This is a genomic window from Rhizobium sullae (assembly GCF_900169785.1).
Taxonomy (GTDB): domain Bacteria; phylum Pseudomonadota; class Alphaproteobacteria; order Rhizobiales; family Rhizobiaceae; genus Rhizobium; species Rhizobium sullae.
The window spans coordinates 12,579-28,097 of record NZ_FWER01000005.1 but is presented as its reverse complement, the minus strand read 5'-3'; the positions used below and the strand labels follow the sequence as shown (position 1 = coordinate 28,097).

The 15,519-nt window shown below is 59.0% G+C and carries 15 protein-coding genes and 3 pseudogenes; 7 read left to right on the top strand and 11 right to left on the bottom strand.

Annotated elements, in window-relative coordinates:
• Positions 1-7: 7 nt before the first annotated feature.
• Complete coding sequence (locus BN1800_RS06570) at positions 8-220, top strand: hypothetical protein (RefSeq protein ID WP_086995725.1); 213 nt, start codon at positions 8-10, stop codon at positions 218-220.
• Between the two features lie 283 nt (positions 221-503).
• On the opposite strand, the gene BN1800_RS06565 is transcribed toward BN1800_RS06570, so the two are convergent.
• Positions 504-1,508: a PQQ-dependent sugar dehydrogenase gene (locus tag BN1800_RS06565; protein ID WP_027508990.1), complete on the bottom strand. Its 1,005-nt coding sequence runs from the start codon at positions 1,506-1,508 to the stop codon at positions 504-506.
• A gap of 92 nt (positions 1,509-1,600) precedes the next feature.
• Positions 1,601-1,906: pseudogene (locus tag BN1800_RS06560) on the bottom strand (Gfo/Idh/MocA family oxidoreductase); the annotation flags it as partial.
• Between the two features lie 112 nt (positions 1,907-2,018).
• Between BN1800_RS06560 and BN1800_RS06555 the strand changes: the two are divergent.
• The gene (locus BN1800_RS06555; protein WP_027508987.1) at positions 2,019-2,273 is read left to right on the top strand and encodes a hypothetical protein; all 255 of its coding nucleotides are present in this window, start codon (positions 2,019-2,021) and stop codon (positions 2,271-2,273) included.
• A 119-nt stretch (positions 2,274-2,392) separates the two neighbouring features.
• On the opposite strand, the gene BN1800_RS41290 is transcribed toward BN1800_RS06555, so the two are convergent.
• From BN1800_RS41290 to BN1800_RS06525, 5 genes and pseudogenes are all read right to left on the bottom strand, one after another.
• On the bottom strand, positions 2,393-2,587 hold the full coding sequence (locus tag BN1800_RS41290) for a hypothetical protein (RefSeq protein WP_086995722.1): 195 nt from the start codon (positions 2,585-2,587) through the stop codon (positions 2,393-2,395).
• A gap of 66 nt (positions 2,588-2,653) precedes the next feature.
• The gene (locus tag BN1800_RS06545) at positions 2,654-3,037 is read right to left on the bottom strand and encodes a type II toxin-antitoxin system VapC family toxin (protein ID WP_086995718.1); all 384 of its coding nucleotides are present in this window, start codon (positions 3,035-3,037) and stop codon (positions 2,654-2,656) included.
• Positions 3,034-3,291: a type II toxin-antitoxin system Phd/YefM family antitoxin gene (locus BN1800_RS06540; RefSeq protein ID WP_086995715.1), complete on the bottom strand. Its 258-nt coding sequence runs from the start codon at positions 3,289-3,291 to the stop codon at positions 3,034-3,036. Before BN1800_RS06540 ends, BN1800_RS06545 begins: the two co-directional genes overlap by 4 nt.
• Positions 3,292-4,093: 802 nt before the next feature.
• Entirely contained in the window at positions 4,094-4,324 is a 231-nt protein-coding gene (locus BN1800_RS42235; RefSeq protein WP_244564451.1) for a hypothetical protein, read from the bottom strand.
• A gap of 676 nt (positions 4,325-5,000) precedes the next feature.
• Positions 5,001-6,052, bottom strand: a pseudogene (locus BN1800_RS06525) (acetoacetate--CoA ligase); the annotation flags it as partial.
• 4 nt (positions 6,053-6,056) lie between these two features.
• Between BN1800_RS06525 and BN1800_RS42230 the strand changes: the two are divergent.
• Positions 6,057-6,213: pseudogene (locus BN1800_RS42230) on the top strand (Ku protein); the annotation flags it as partial.
• A gap of 22 nt (positions 6,214-6,235) precedes the next feature.
• On the opposite strand, the gene BN1800_RS06515 reads toward BN1800_RS42230, so the two are convergent.
• The 4 genes from BN1800_RS06515 to BN1800_RS06500 form a co-directional block, all read right to left on the bottom strand.
• Positions 6,236-7,435, bottom strand: a complete 1,200-nt coding sequence (locus BN1800_RS06515; RefSeq protein WP_027508977.1) for a mandelate racemase/muconate lactonizing enzyme family protein — start codon at positions 7,433-7,435, stop codon at positions 6,236-6,238.
• 17 nt (positions 7,436-7,452) lie between these two features.
• Positions 7,453-8,814 carry a mandelate racemase/muconate lactonizing enzyme family protein gene (locus tag BN1800_RS06510; RefSeq protein WP_086995706.1) on the bottom strand — a complete coding sequence of 454 codons (1,362 nt, stop codon included), beginning with the start codon at positions 8,812-8,814 and terminating at the stop codon, positions 7,453-7,455.
• Positions 8,815-8,878: 64 nt separating this feature from the next.
• Complete coding sequence (locus tag BN1800_RS06505) at positions 8,879-10,045, bottom strand: mandelate racemase/muconate lactonizing enzyme family protein (protein ID WP_086995703.1); 1,167 nt, start codon at positions 10,043-10,045, stop codon at positions 8,879-8,881.
• Between the two features lie 50 nt (positions 10,046-10,095).
• Positions 10,096-10,806 (bottom strand): GntR family transcriptional regulator, encoded by a 711-nt coding sequence (locus BN1800_RS06500; RefSeq protein WP_027508974.1) that lies wholly within the window; start codon positions 10,804-10,806, stop codon positions 10,096-10,098.
• A 208-nt stretch (positions 10,807-11,014) separates the two neighbouring features.
• On the opposite strand from BN1800_RS06500, the gene BN1800_RS06495 reads away from it, so the two are divergent.
• The 4 genes from BN1800_RS06495 to BN1800_RS06480 all read left to right on the top strand — a co-directional run bounded on the left by BN1800_RS06495 (position 11,015) and on the right by BN1800_RS06480 (position 15,519).
• Positions 11,015-12,493: an ABC transporter substrate-binding protein gene (locus BN1800_RS06495; RefSeq protein WP_086995700.1), complete on the top strand. Its 1,479-nt coding sequence runs from the start codon at positions 11,015-11,017 to the stop codon at positions 12,491-12,493.
• Between the two features lie 74 nt (positions 12,494-12,567).
• A complete protein-coding gene (locus BN1800_RS06490) occupies positions 12,568-13,524 on the top strand; it encodes a carbohydrate ABC transporter permease (RefSeq protein WP_027508972.1) in 957 nt (318 codons plus the stop codon).
• On the top strand, positions 13,521-14,411 hold the full coding sequence (locus BN1800_RS06485) for a carbohydrate ABC transporter permease (protein ID WP_086995697.1): 891 nt from the start codon (positions 13,521-13,523) through the stop codon (positions 14,409-14,411). Before BN1800_RS06490 ends, BN1800_RS06485 begins: the two co-directional genes overlap by 4 nt.
• Positions 14,412-14,421: 10 nt before the next feature.
• Positions 14,422-15,519 carry an ABC transporter ATP-binding protein gene (locus tag BN1800_RS06480; protein ID WP_086995694.1) on the top strand — a complete coding sequence of 366 codons (1,098 nt, stop codon included), beginning with the start codon at positions 14,422-14,424 and terminating at the stop codon, positions 15,517-15,519.

The window sequence follows — 15,519 nt, the reverse complement described above, 5'->3', positions numbered from 1 at the left end:
AATGACCATGAAGTTGATTGGCATTGAAGAACATTTCATCGTTGAAGAGGTTCCCCAGGCATGGACCTTCGCCGGACTCGACGATACCGACCCCAGCGTGGCCTATCATCCTGACGATATCGAGCGAAGGCTGCTCGATATCGCCGATGAACGCATCGCGCTTATACCCGCTGAACCCGTCGCAAGAAGATGGCGCAAGATAAGCTCCTGCGACGGCTGAACGGGCGAACCGCCGCCGGCGATCGGAAGCGAGCGTCCGGTAGCCAGGAGCGGCGCCGAAGGTGATGCGTGGCTGACCAATCAGTTCCTCACCGTGGCCACATCCCGTCTCCGTGCTGCCGTGATTTTCGCTGCCGCCCTTCAATCGAGCGGCGCCCGCGCCGGGATGGGCTTGCTGGGATCCTGTTCGTTGATGAAGCATCGCGCTGCATCTCAGCTGACTGGTTCGACCTGGTGGCCAATGGCCCACAAGGCCGCGCTTGGCGGGAACGCGCCAATGGACATCACCGCCTGAGGACGTAAATCGCGCCTCCGGCGTCGTCGGATACGAGGACGGAACCATCCGGCGCCTCCTTGACGTCTACCGGCCGGCCGACGCCTCTGGCGAAAGTCGTCGCCGAGACTGGGCGCGCCCCTTGGAAGCGCACCCGCACAACCTGACGGCCGACCGGAACCGACCTGTCCCAACTGCCGTGCTCGGCAACCAGGGCGTCGCCACCGAGGCTGCGGAAGAAATGGATTCCCAAGGTCGCGACATGCGCCTGAAAGTTGAACACGGGCGAAATCTGCCGCGCGGGCGGCGACGCGTCCTGGAACCCTTTGAGCCGGATTTGGCCTCCGAAGAAGGGAAAGCCGTAAAAGCCGCCGGGCTGCAACTCGTTCAGCTCGTCAGGTGGGATATCGTCGCCCATTCGGTCGGCGCCGTTGTCCGTAAAGAACATCGTGCCGCCGCGCCAGTCGAAGCCGACCGAATTGCGCACGCCCCAGGCGACTCGTCGAAGGTCGGACCCGTCCTGGTCCATGCTGACGATCGTGCCTTGCAGCCCGCGTGGCAAGCAAATGTTGCAAGGCGATCCGAACGAGACATAGAGCCGGGAGTCGGGGCCGACAGCGATATAGCGAAAACTGTGGGCTCCCGAATTCGGCAAGTCTCGACGAATGTCGCGCCTGCCGCTCAGGGCGCCCCCGCGCCCGATGTTGAACGCGGTTACGCTGTTCCTCGAAGCAACGAACAAACGACCACGGGAACATGCGACCCCGTTTGGAGCGGAGAATCCCGAAGCGACCGGCCGGGCGCGACCGCCGGACAATGGCACGGCATAGACCGAGGAACCTTTGGTCCCGACGAACAATGTGTCGCCGCAAACCGCCATTTCGCGCGCTGCGGGAACACGTGCGAGAAGTTCGGCGCGCGCCGGGCCGAGGGCCATGCCGGAGGCGACCGCGGCAAGCGCGAGCAATCCGATTCTAGCGAAGAGAAATCCGGCTTTAGTGGAAAAGACGTTCATCGGCGCCCTCCGAATACAAGCTGAATTTGTTGGAGGGAATTGGAGCGGGTTATTCTCGTTTCAAGCCGGAGCCCAGGCCTCGCGGCGAAGTGATTCATGCCGAGAGGCCACTCGGAAAACACCGACTTCCCGGCCTCGAGCGCCGCGGTCACAATTTGAAGGTGTTCCGGCACCCGAACGGTTACAACCACGAGGTCGACGTCCGGATGATTCAGGAGCTCCTCCGTCGACGACACCGCGTGGTCGAAGCCGAATTTCTCGGCGGACGCCTTGACGGTTTCGATCCGGCTATGACTCAGGGCAGAAAGGCGGTACTGCGGCAGCGCCCGGAGCGCTGGCACGTGCGCGGTCGAGGCCCACCAATGCCTCCAAGGCCGCCATAATCCATATGTCCTGATGGTGGAAGACGTTTTGTCCGTGGGTTCGAAAAGCCGCGCGTTATACCGGGGCCTCTTCGCATCTTTATGATCGCTCGTGCGTTCTTCAGTCTTCAAAAGAAAGGAAAAGCCCATGCACTTCCCACGACCACGAACCGAGGAACCGTCGCTGCGCTTCGAAGAGGCCAAGTCCGCCGCTCGCAATGCGCTTGAAGAAGTCATTGACGCCGCCAACGAAGCCGGATGGGGAACTGACGAGATTACGGTGGCGATGTTCGAAGCCGCGCGTTTTCTGAAGGAAGCCAACGAAAAGGATCCTGATCCGGCCGCGGGCACCGTTCGCGACGCGGCAAAGGAGCAGATCGGCCGCGACGAACGCTACGATTGATCCGGAGTGGAAGCACTCTTTCAGGCGAAATCGTCGATCTGTTAATTCAAGGCGCTTGAGCTGAAACAGGCACGTTAATTGAGTGAACCTCTCTCGCGTCCGCAATTGCGGCGCACTCATCAGGAAAAATCGTTGCGGCCGGCGGTAACCTGACCCACGACGAAACGTTCGCAATCGAGGAAGGCTTCGATGATCAACCGGCGTCCGAGCTGGTATTGGCTAAAGGGCGAGCAAGTCTTTCTGCTGAAGCGAAGCTCCTCGGAGACGTCTGGCGGATAGCTTGGGATCGTAATGTCCACGACGATGGTGTGCAAGTGGACTTGCCGTCGTTATCACCCATCCCTCCGGCACTTTGCTTGCTTCTTCTGTCGTTTCCTCCTTCACAGAACTCTCTCAATGTCGGTCTTCGAAAAATCGTCGCCGACACAGAGCAGGCGGCAAGCATGTTCCTTCGCCACCTCATAGGCGAAGCAATCTCCAAAATTCAGCGCTGCCGGATGGACACCCTTTCCCCAGCGTTCGTAAGCGCTTGCTACGCGCCGCGCTGACGCCGGGGTCACATTCACGATTTCGAAGCCAAGCCCGTGAATCATCCGCGCCATTTCCTCACCGACATTTCGCCTGGCGGAAACGATCAAGGACTCCGCCACCGTACCTGCAGAGATTATAAGATCGTCTTCGGCTTCAAGCGCTCGAACACAGGCATACGCTTCTAACTCACCGAGCACGATCGCCATCAGCGCCGACGTATCTACTGCGATCATTCTGGAAGTCCATCAGCACCGTAGAGGAAATCCTGGCTACGCGCAGCATCCGGTCCGGGCGTCACTTTTTCGGCCGCCGCGGACCGCACCGATTCGAGTAGCGCTCGGCGAGATTTCGGGTCCTGCGCGACCCTGACGGGCACTAGGCGCACGGCCGCGTGACCATGGCGGGTTAAGATGATCTCATCTCCCGCCTCCGCGCGACGAACCAGTTCCGTCAACTGCCCCTTCGCATCTGTCACCGATACCCGCATCGCCCGCCTCCCATTCCGGACCGTTAACGGGTCCAACATCGCAGACTAATCTAGACCATTTGCTGGTCCAAATCAACAACAATCGGAGACTGCGCTGGCGCAAGAAAATTGTTGCGCTTCAATTCATGGCCACCTGGGTAGACGAGCGAGGCCCGAGGCCGGGTCTTCGGCCGAGCTTACACCGATATGTGCTCTACACCCTCATCAAGTCCGCAGTCCGGAGGGCGGATAATAACAGGTTCAGCGCTCGAACCGCGCCAGCATCCTCTTCAGTTGTGCGTTTTGGAGCTGACGTTTGCGCGCCAGTTGGTCCCGCAGCAGCCTGATCTCCTCATCAAGGCTGATTGCATCGTCAGAAACGGCGGGAGCGCCTGGAGAGGGTGGCGGGACGGCTTCGCCCCTTGCCGCTGTCTCGCCCCGCCTTGCTGCGCTTTCACATTGCATCTTCGGAAATCAACAGCGTGTTTGGACGAAGCCGTCTGGCTCCAAGCTGCTGATTGGTCTTTGAACGGATCCGACCCAAAGATCTGCTCTATAAGATCCGCGACCGAAAAATAGTAATGGCGGGTGCTGTCAGCGCGGCCGGCCAAAAAAAGCGATCCTAATGGGTTACCTTCAGCCACTAGATGTTTTTTAGACGGCCTGCCAGCACTTTGACGGTCCGGGTCAAACAAACCATGTCACAACCATTCCGACGACAGCAAGGCGGTTTGCATTTGACACTCGTTCGCACGCCCATACCCGGGCCGATCACAGCAGTGGTCGGAAAGGCGCTTTAGCAGGTCGTTGTTAGATAAGGTCTTCACTTTTCTCCAATGAGACCCTTGATTTCCGCCAGCTTCTTCATGCAGCCCTGCTCATCACCGGCCTGGGCCATTTTGCGGGCTTCCGCCAGGATCTTGCTTGGCTTGTCGGCACTTTCACCAGTCCGTTTCCCGGTTACCTGTTCCTGGTGGGGCGAAATCGCTTTCGTCTGGGTACCGGTTGATCCTGTTATTTCAGTTCCGACGCCCTGCTTCTGTTTGCCGGCCATAACTTCTTCCTGGTGCTTCGTAACGGGAACACCGGACTTGCTGCCGCTTGCACCCGTTTCCGCGGAAACTATAGCTTGCTCGAGTTTCGCGAGTTCTTGACTGCAGTCCGCGAATGCCGGCGCAGCCAGGAGAAGGGGGGCGGCGGTAGCGGCTATGAGACGTATCAACATTTTGCTCCTCGCTCGCTGTTTAGGGACGCGACGCATCCGATACACGTGTGGAGCAAACGAAGCTGTGGGCGAAGAGTTCCTTGCAGATCGCCGAGTTCCTCTTAAATTCAGCTCGCCTCTAATTTCTAATAATTACGGGGACTTCCTGGCGTTCGTTCACGGATGGTTTTCGAGGCAGGGTCTTTGATTCCGCTGGCTATGCGGCAGCAACTTTGCGGCGCACAGATTTTGGGCGTGCGCATTGGAGCATGCGGTTGAGGATGGCGTGCCAACACGCAAAAATGCTGATATCGTCTAAAATCTCAATTGAGGGACATCCTGAATGGCTGGCAGAGCAAAAGCGATCCAGTGGATACTGGACTGGCTGGAACTCGGTGACGTCGAGCAATCCGATGCCAATATCGGCGACCCCATTGACATCGCGACGAAAGCTGGCACTGCGCTCGTAGCGCTTTTGGCGCTACCCAGCAGCCAGCTTGTGACGCTGATCGTGCCGGAAATGAATTCAAACGCTCTGATTGTCTTCCAAGTGCTGATCGGCCTCGTCACACTCGGCGTCATAAAGCTCCAGCGCTTCCGGATTGCCGAGAGCTTCCTTGTTTTTCACTGGCCTGCCATGCACAACCTCGCGGACAGCGAGTTCGACGATCTTGCCGGAGGTGCGCGGAATATCGACGACCTGGATCACCTTGGCCGGCACGTGACGCGGTGAGGCGCCGGTGCGGATCTTCGACTTGATCTTCTTCTCGAGATCGGCGTCCAGCGTCAGGCCTGATCCAAGGCGAACGAAAAGAATCACCCGAACGTCGTCGTCCCAGTCCTGGCCAATGCAAATGGCTTCGGGGACTTCGTCGAGCTGTTCGACCTGGTTGTAGATTTCGGGCGTGCCGATGCGCACGCCGCCGGGTTGAGGGTCGCGTCCGAGCGGCCATGGATGATCCGGCCGCCATGTCCCGTCCATTCGGCGAAGTCGCCGTGGTACCAGACATTGTCGAAACGCTCGAAACAGGCGGCGCGGTATTTGGCGCCGTTATCGTCGTTCCAAAAGCCAACGGGCAGGGAGGGAAAAGCGCCCGTGCAGACCAGCCGCCCTTCTCGCCGCGCACCGGCCCGCCCTCGTCATCCCACACATCGACGGCGAGGGCGAGGCCGGGCCCCTGAATCTCGCCGCGCCAGACCGGCGTTACAGGATTGCCGAGCACGAAACAGGAAACGATATCGGTGCCGCCGGAAATCGAGGCGAGCTGCACATCCTCCTTGATGCCTCATAGACGAAGGTGAAGCCCTCGGAAGACAAGGGCGAGCCGGTGGAAGTGATGAGACGAAGCTTAGAGAGATCATGGGTCCTCAGCGGTGCAATGCCACCTTTGCGCATCGCGTCGATACATTTGGCTGACGTGCCGAAGATGGCGAAGCGCTCCTCAGCGGCGTAGTGCCACAAAACGTTGCCTGAGCGGGCGAAGGGCGAGCCGTCGAACAAGCATACGTCGCGCCAGTTGCCAGTCCTGATGCCTACCAGTTCCGCATCATCCAGCCGCAGGTGGTGAAATAGAAGAGGGCTATCGAGAACGGCCAGTATATCGTGCTGGAGCCGGAAGAGGTCGCCGGCCGCCCCACCCGATAGCGACAAGACCTTGAAGATCGAGGCCTTCATTTCCTGTTTACAGATCGATATCACCTATTTCGACAAGCCCTATTACCTGGCGCCCGACAAGATAGACACGGCAGGTGGAGGGAGGTTCAGTCGAAAAAGCCCGCATCCTCTTCGCTGAGATATCTCCTGGCCCCTTCAGCGTCGATATCGAGGCCCAGCCCCGGCGCTTCCAGTAGGTCTACCATGCTGTCCTTCACGATCTGCGGCGGCAAGCCGATTACCAGGTCCTCCCACCAGGGGTCGGAGGCGGTCGGATATTCGAAGGCGATGTAATTTGCCGGCAACGTGGCGCAGACATTGATCAACGCGCCGAGGCCCAGCAGGCCGTTAGCGGTGCCGTGCGGTGCCATCAGGATCGAGTGCATGTAGGCGTGCTCGGCGACCCATTTGAGCTCGGCAATGCCGCCAACATCGGCTGGATCGGGGCCGATGACGCGTACCGCCTGCGTCTCGATCAGTTCCTTGAAATTGTGCCGCAGGTAGATCTGCTCACCAGTGTGGATTGGCGTCGAGGTGGAGGTTGTCAGTTCCCGATAGGCCTGCGGATTGACCCACGGCACGTAGTCGCCAGTCAGCATGTCCTCGAGCCACATCAAATTGTACTTCTCGACAGCGCGAGCGAACTTAATCGCATCGGGCAGCATCCAGCCCGGGCCGCAGTCGAGCGCCAGGCTGACTTTATCGCCCAGCACTTCCTTCATCGCGATCACGCAGTCGAGCATGTGATTGAAACCGCGCTCGCTGATCACGCCCTGATCCATGGCACCGTGATAGCCGGCCTTCTTCTGCGTCACGCCGTAGTGGAAGCCCTCGATAGTGTCCTTCATGTTGGAGTGGAACGAGATTCCTTGCTTGACCATGAAGAAGTTCTGCGGCTGCTCCATCATCCATTTGACGTCAGCGGCGTAATCCTCCGGCCGGTCGCCCGTGCGTTTCTGGCGAATCTCACCATTGTAGACGCGCACCTTGTCCCGCACCTTGCCGCCCAGCAGTTTATAGGCAGGCACGCCCGCGGCCTTGCCAGCAATATCCCACAGCGCATGCTCAATAGCGCTCACCGCCGCGCCGTACGGCTTGAAAGAGCCGCGTTGGCGGATCTTCAACATTACTCTCTCGACATCGGTCGGGTCCTCGCCGACCAGCGCCTCGCGGAAATGCAGCACCCAGGGCTTGAGGTAGGACTTGGTGAATTCGACTTCGCCCAAGCCATAGAGGCCCTCGTCCGTAACGATGCGGACGATCGGGTGTTTGCCGATAACGGCGCAGCGGAGATCGGTGATCTTCATCTTTGTTCCTTTTCGCCTCAGCTCCAGGTGCGATCCCAGGAATACTCATCGTCCCAGTGATCCGTAGGCTGCCAGATGCCGGCGACGCCCGGCTGCAGATGCATCGAGATCACCTCGTCGACGACGTCGTCGATCCCAAGGCCCGGCTTGTCCGAAACAGTGATGAAGCCGTCCTTTACTAGCGGCTTGGGAAGGCCCGTGACGATATCGTCCCACCAGTCGACATCGGCAGAATGGTATTCAAGCGCCATGAAATTCTCGGTCGCTGTCGCAACATGCGCCGCCGCCATTGCGGCGATCGGACTTTCCGCCATGTGGATAGCCATCGCGACACCGCGGTCTTGCGCCATGTCGCCGATCTTCTTGGTCTCGAGGATGCCTCCGCTGGTGAGCAGGTCAGGGTGGATAACGGAGACGCCGCCGCTGTTAAGCAGGGGCTCGAAGCCCTCCTTGAGGTAGATGTCCTCGCCAGTGCAGATCGGCACCGTCGTTGCGTCCTGCAGTTGCCGGTACTGCTGCGTATACTGCCATGGGATCACATCCTCGAGCCAGGCTGGCACGTATTTTTCAATTCGCCTTGCGAGGCGAATGCCGTTCTGCATCGAGATATGGCCGATATGGTCGATCGCGAGCGGCACATCCATGCCGATGACTTCACGAACCTCGGCGATGTACTGCTCAAGCAGGTCGAGGCCCTTGTCGGAAAAGTGAAGGCCGGTAAACGGATGCTGGACATTATGCAAATCATACGAAGCGTTGCGGGCACGCCGCTCTTCAATCGTCTTCAGCGGTCCGCGATAAGGACGGTTGTGGTATCCTTCGAGTGAGCCAGCAGGAAACACGACCGCGCCGGGGACGTCCGCGATCTGCATCAGTCCGAGATCCATCTTCAGGAAGGTGAAACCGAGCTCCATGCGCTGCTTGAGGCGCCTCCCCGTCTCGGTGCCGCTCGGCACGGTGGCGTCGGTATCGCAGTAGACGCGCACTTTCTCGCGGAAGCGGCCACCGAGCATCTGGTAGATGGGGACGCCATAGGCCTTGCCGGCAAGATCCCACAATGCGATTTCAACCGCCGAGACGCCGCCGCCTTGGCGGCCGTGTCCGCCGAACTGTTTGATCCTACGAAACAGCCGATCGATGTCGCAAGGGTTCTCGCCAAGCAACCGGCTCTTCAGCATCAGCGCATAGGTGGCGCTGGCACCGTCGCGCACCTCGCCAAGCCCAACGACGCCCTGATTGGTGTAAATCTTGAGTAACACCGAGGTGAACGGCGCGCCGTCAATTTCGGCGACCCGCATGTCGGTGATGCGAAGGTCAGACGGCCTGGAACGCGTATTCACCCGATTGAGCGCCTCGTCGGCTCCATCTGCCTCTAGCATGATTTGATCCTCGTTCTGATCGGTGGGACTCCTCGCCACACGCAGGCGCGGCGTAGAGCGTTGTCTAGTCCAGTTCTATCTCGTGGTTTTGAAGGTAGTCGCGGTTCATTTCGATGCCGAGGCCAGGCTTTGACGCAAGCTTGAGGCTGCCGTTCGAGACATCCAGTGGCCTGTCGATGAGCTCATCATATTTGCCCAGGTTCCACTCCGACGTTTCAAGCTTGTAAAAGTTGGGAACGGTCATCATCACCTGCGCTCCCGCAACCACGTTGATCGGCCCTGCGGCGTCATGCGGGGAGACCGGGATGTAGTAAGCCTCGCATAGGGCAGAGATCTTCTTGAGTTCGGTGATGCCGCCGGTCCAAGTGACATCCGGCATGATGTAATCAGCTAGCCTGTTTTCGAGCACCGGCACGAAATCCCATTTCGTATGGCCGCGCTCGCCCCAAGAGATGGCGGCGCTGACCTTCTCACGGACCTGTCTGAGAGCGTTGAGGCTCTCCGGCGGACAGGGCTCCTCGAACCAGTCGATCTGACCAGCTTCCTCGAGGCTCCGACAAAGGCGAATGGCGGTTGGAACGTCGAACCGGCCATGCGCATCGATGAGGATGTCGACATCAGAGCCCGCCGTTTCGCGGATCAGAGCCGTGAGTTCGGCAGCTTCGCGCTCATCTTTGCGCGTCATGCTGCCATCGAGATAGCCGTCCCGCTGTTCGCGCGACTGTTCATCATCAAAGCGGCCCTGGTGGGGGAAAGGATCGAACTTGAGTGCAGTGTGACCGGAATCGACGATGTCTCGGATTTCCCTGACCACAGCCTCCTTACTGGTAAACTTGGCCTGGTTGGGGTGGGTGTAGAGCGCAATGTCATCCCGTACCGCTCCACCCAACAGCTCGTATATTGGCTTACCTAGGACTTTGCCTCGGATATCCCAAAGGGCTATGTCGATAGCACTGACGCATTCGACTGCAGCGCCGCGGCTGCCCATGTAGGTGAAGCTTCGGAATATCTTGTGCCACAGATATTCGATACGCGCCGGGTCCTCGCCTTTCAGAGCGGCACCAATCTGCCGCAGGATCGTGCAGAGGGCGCGATTGGCGAGCCTTGTCGTCGTGGTGATCTCTCCCCAGCCGCTCACCCCCTCGTCGGTCGTCACTTCGACAAAGAGATATTCTCCCCAGTAAGAAGCATCAGACCTGATTAGCCACGGGCGAACGCTGGTGATTTTCATCTCAACTGCCTTTTCTGAAGTGCTCGGGATAACAAGGTTTCAGGCGCGTCTTATCCCGCGCGAGCGGCGTTGCGCGCACGCATATGTTCAAGGATGTGCCGGCCGGAGCCCTCCACATGGCGAGCGATGAGTTCGGCCGCCTCGTTCGCATTTCCCGCCTTCACATGCGCGATGAGCTCGCGATGCTCGCTAAGGATTGCGGCACGCCGGGCGAGCGTGAAGTCAAAACGTCGGCTCACTGCTCGCAGCACTTCGCGATGCTTCCACCAAAGCTCGGCTGCATGGCGGTTGTAGTGCTTCTGGTACATCACAGTATGAAAGGCAGTGTCCAGCTCGCTGTGCCTGAAGGTGTCAGCGAAGTTGTTCTCTTCAATCAGGCCCTGAATGCGTTCGAGTTCAGCTATGTCCTCGACGGTGGCCATGCTTACGAACCATCGCGTCAGTGCCGGCTCGATCAAGACTCCTATCTCGTAGATATCCCGAACAAAATCCTGATCTATGGGCCGGACGCGCGCTCCGCGGTTGGGAACGAAGGTGACAAAGCCCTCCCCGCGCAACAGTTGCAGAGCCTCGCGCACAGGGTTGGTCGAGGTGCCGTGGCGCCGGGCGAGATCGGTGACCACGAGCCGTTCGTTGGCAGCGAGCCGCCCCTCGATGATGTCTTCCCGGATCAGTTGGTAGAGCGAGGCGCCCTGGCTGGATGCCCCGTCAGCGTCGATGCCCTCGGGTGGCTTCGCCCTAAAGTCGCTCGTATCGGTCAAAACTATCCCCAATTAATACACATCTTCCTCGCATATCACGCAAATCTCGCCCAAACAATGTACGATTTCCCCGATTGACAGGTGTTCGGCGATCTGAAAACGTATGATGTGCTCGAAGGAATACATTGACTGGGAGGTCCTGAGCCGTCGAGCAAAGACCGCTCGCCTTGGTGCAGAGCGGCATGGGAGAGAAACCTGGAGGATACCTATGACGAGGATTTCACTCGGAGGTGCCGTCCTGCGCGGCACTGTCTCCACTGCTTTGACGGTATCATTGATGTCTGCGTCTGCGCTGGGGGCGCCGGTCGACCTGAGCAAGTGGTCGCCGCAATATGTCCGCTCCATTGCCGGTACGCAGGAATTTGACACGGCGGCTGATTGCGGCAAGGTCACCCCGCTTGACTACAAGGGCCGACTGACTTTCTGGTATCAGGGTGTGTTCGAGGGCGACCCCGACCTACTGCGCCAGTATTACAAGGATTTCTTCGCGACGTTCCGCAAGACCTACCCAAACATCCAGCTCGAGGAACAAGCCCTCACCTATAACGACCTCTTGGACAAGTTCCGGACCGCGCTCCTTGGCAATGCCGCGCCGATGGCGGTCCGCCTTCAAATTCTGGGTGGCACCGAGTTTGCTTCAAAGGGCTATCTGCAGCCTCTGAAACCGGAGGATGTAGGATATTCGACCGAGGACTTCTGGCCCGGCGCCATGAAGGCTGTAACCTGGGACGATGTGACCTACGGCATTCCAACCAACAACGAGACGATGGCGTTCATCTGGAACGCCGACATCTTCAAGCGTGCAGGCCTTGATCCGGACAAGGCCCCAGCAACTTGGGATGACGTCGTCAAGTATTCCAAGCAGATCCACGACAAGCTCGGCATTGCCGGTTACGGCCTCGTGGCTCGCAAGAATGCAGGTAACACGCCCTACCGCTTCATGCCGCAGCTTTGGGCCTATGGCGGCGGTGTCTTCGACGAGGCTACCGCCGAGCCGACTTATAAGACGGTCGAGCTCGATAGCCCGCAAAGCAAGGCGGCATTGCAGGCCTCCTACGACATGTATGTACGCGACAAGTCGGTTCCGGTTTCGGCGCTTACCAATCAGCAGGCCGACAACCAGCCCCTCTTCCTGGGTGGCCAGCTCGGCATGATGATCTCCCATCCTTCGGATTACGACGTCATGCTCGACCTGCAGAAGAAGGCAACCGACACCGACAAGCAGAAGGCGCAGACCGTAATCGACAATATGCGCTACGGCCTGATCCCGACTGGCCCCGACGGCAAACGTGCCGTGGTGTTTGGCGGCTCGAACATTCATATCCTGAAGCCGGAATATGTGGAGGGCGGCAAGGTAGACGAGCCGGCGGCGAAGGCCATCATCTGCATGTGGACGAGCCCCGAATGGTCATTGAAGACGGCCTATGCAGGCTCAAACCCGGGAAACCTCAACGGCTTCAAGACCAAATGGATGAAGGAACGTCTGGACAGCATCAAGTTCCTTGATGTCACGACCTCGATGCTGCCATACGGCATCCCGTTCCCGGCATTGCCACAGTCCCCGGAGATCATGAACATCATAGTCCCTGACATGCTGCAGAATGCTCTGACTGGGGCCATGACCGTCGACCAGGCAGCCGACGACGCGGCCAAGAAGGTCAAAGACCTGATGGACGGTGGGCTCTAGTTCAAGTCCGACGATCTGACCGGCTGCGCATCGATTGCAGCCGGTTTCGTTCCCATGGATGAGGGCTCTGCACAGTGACGATCTTGACTGGAAAGGCCGAGGCTCCCCGAAGACTGCTTGTCAGGTCCGGTGTGCTGCGAAAGACCTGGGATCATCGCGCCGACTACGCGTATGTGCTTCCTGCGATCGCAGTGATGCTGATCGTGATAGCCTACCCTATCTACTACACGATCGAGCTGTCGTTCTTTAATACACCGCCTGGCCTGCAGCTTCGGGACAAGATTTTCGTCGGGCTCGACAACTACACCGCCATCCTCAAAAGTCCGGTGTTCTGGACCGTCACCTCGAACACTCTTATCTGGACGATTGGATCGACGTTCGTCTCGTTTGTCCTGGGATTCGCCAGCGCTCTGGCGCTCCATCGTGACTTTGCCGGCCGCGCCATCCTGCGCGCCGTCCTGATCATTCCATGGGTCATCAGCGCGGTTGCCGCATCCTATATCTGGAAATGGATCTACCATTCGGACGTTGGGATCATTGGCGCGGTGCTGGTCAGCCTGGGATTGACCGACCGGCCGCCGAACTTCATCGACAGCGTGAGCACGGTGCTTCCCTCGCTGATCGTCGTCAATATCTGGCGAGAATTTCCGTTTGCCATGATCATGATGATGGCTGGGCTGCAGACGGTCCCCGACCAGTTGCTGCGCGCCGCAAAGGTCGACGGAGCGAATGCATGGCAGCGGTTCTGGCACGTCACCTTTCCACATGTGAGGAATGTCTCGACGGTGACGATCCTTTTGCTGGCAGTTGCCAACTTCAATTCGTTCATCATCCCCTGGATCATGACCGGCGGCGGGCCGTCGAACGCTTCTCATATCTGGATCACCCACATTTACGAACTCGCCTTTGGTCGCCAACGCTGGGGAGTGGCATCGGCCTACTCGGTGCTGCTGTTCTTGATCCTGATGTCGTTTGGCTACTTCTACGTCCGGGCGCTGAGCGGTAACGAGCGGAAGGACGGAAGCGAATGAGCACGATTGCCGAGACTACTCATCGAGGTCAGGCGCGTCGCCGTGTGCGCATCGATGGATGGCGGTGGGGCGGACGCATCTTCCTGCTCTTCATGCTGCTTTACACCACATTACCGATGATCTGGATGCTGATCACATCGATCAAGTCAGGCTTCGCTGCGTTGCAGTTCCCGCCGCAATGGTGGCCGGACCAACCCACCCTCGCCAGCTACCAGAAGCTGCTCGATCCGCAAAACAGCGTCGGCCAGGACTTCCTGCGCTTCTTCTGGAACAGCCTTTTTGTCTCCACCGCCACGACCGTCCTTTCGGTGATCGTGGCAGTTCCCGCGGCCTATGCGTTTTCACGCTTCACATTCCCGGGCCGGAACTTTCTGTTCTTCGCCGTCTTGCTTCGGAACATGTTCCCGGCGGTGATCTTTCTCGTGCCGCTCTTCATCCTGATGCGCGCGATCGGGCTGGTGAACACGCATGGGTCGCTCATTCTCACCTACCTCACATTCGGCCTGCCGTTGGCAATCTGGCTCCTCAAGGGCTTCTACGACAACATCCCGGTGCAACTCGAGCAGGCCGCGCGCATCGACGGGGCGACAAGATTCCAGGCCTTTTTCCTGATCGTGATGCCGCTCTCGGCGCCAGGAATCATCGCCACGGCGATCTATTCTTTCATCGGCGCGTGGAACGAGTACATCTACGCCTACACGTTCCTCTCCAAGAACGACCAGTTGACACTGCCGGTCGGCATCCAGCGCTTCTTCTCGGAAAATACAACGGACTTTCCGGGCCTGATGGCGGCCAGCTTTATGATGAGCGTGCCCGTCGTGGTCCTGTTCCTCGTCCTTCAGCGATACTTCGTACGCGCCCTTACAGAAGGCGCAGTCAAACACTAGGGAGTTGCCGGTGGCCCACGTGGTCCTCAAAGATCTTGTCAAGACCTATGGCAGCTTCAAAGCTGTCAACGATGTTTCGCTGACGGTCAATGACGGCGAATTCGTTGCGCTCGTCGGCCCTTCAGGCTGCGGCAAAACAACCACGCTCAATCTTGTAGCAGGGCTCATCCCCATCACATCTGGCGACATCGTCATCGGCGACCGGGTGGTCAACGACCTCGACCCCAAGGACCGGGACATCGCAATGGTGTTCCAGAACTACGCGCTCTATCCGCAGAAATCTGTCTATAAAAATCTGGCTTTCCCGCTGCAGATGCGCAAACTGCCAAGTGACGAGATCGACAAGAAGGTCAAGGAAGCAGCGCGCGTGCTCGACATGACGCAGCTGCTCGAGCGCAAGCCACGCGAACTTTCGGGCGGTCAACAGCAGCGTGTGGCCCTGGGCCGTGCCCTCGTTCGCGATCCGGCGGTATTCCTGATGGATGAACCACTCTCCAACCTCGACGCAAAGCTGCGCGTGCAGATGCGGTCGGAAATCAAGCGTTTCCACCAGGACCTCAAGGCGACGATCATCTACGTGACGCACGACCAGCTCGAAGCCGTGACCATGGCCGACAGGATGGCGGTGATGAACGGCGGCTACCTGCAGCAATACGATTCACCGGCGCAGGTCTTTGCCCACCCGGTGAACATGTTCGTCGCCAGCTTCGTCGGCAGCCCGGCAATGAGCCTTGTTCCGCTGGAGGCATCAACGGAAAGCGGCAACACTGTGTTGACCAGCGCGGAGGGCTGGCGCCTCGAGCTTTCGCCAAACAACGCGCAGAAGGTCGCGAGGGCAACCACCAAGAAAGTCGTGCTCGGCGCACGTCACTCGACGATCAAGCTGCACAAGAGTGCGGTGCCAGGCAGCATTCCTGCCAAGGCCTACACGGTGGAGCCGACCGGAGACGTCACCTTCGTTCAGGCGTTTCTGTCTGGCGCCATCGTCAACGTCAGCGTGCCGCCGACCATTGCCGTCGCGCCCGACGAACAGATTTGGCTCGAGTTCGATCAGGAGCGGATGCATCTGTTCGACGGCGAAACAGAAATGGCCCTCAAGGCCCACTGA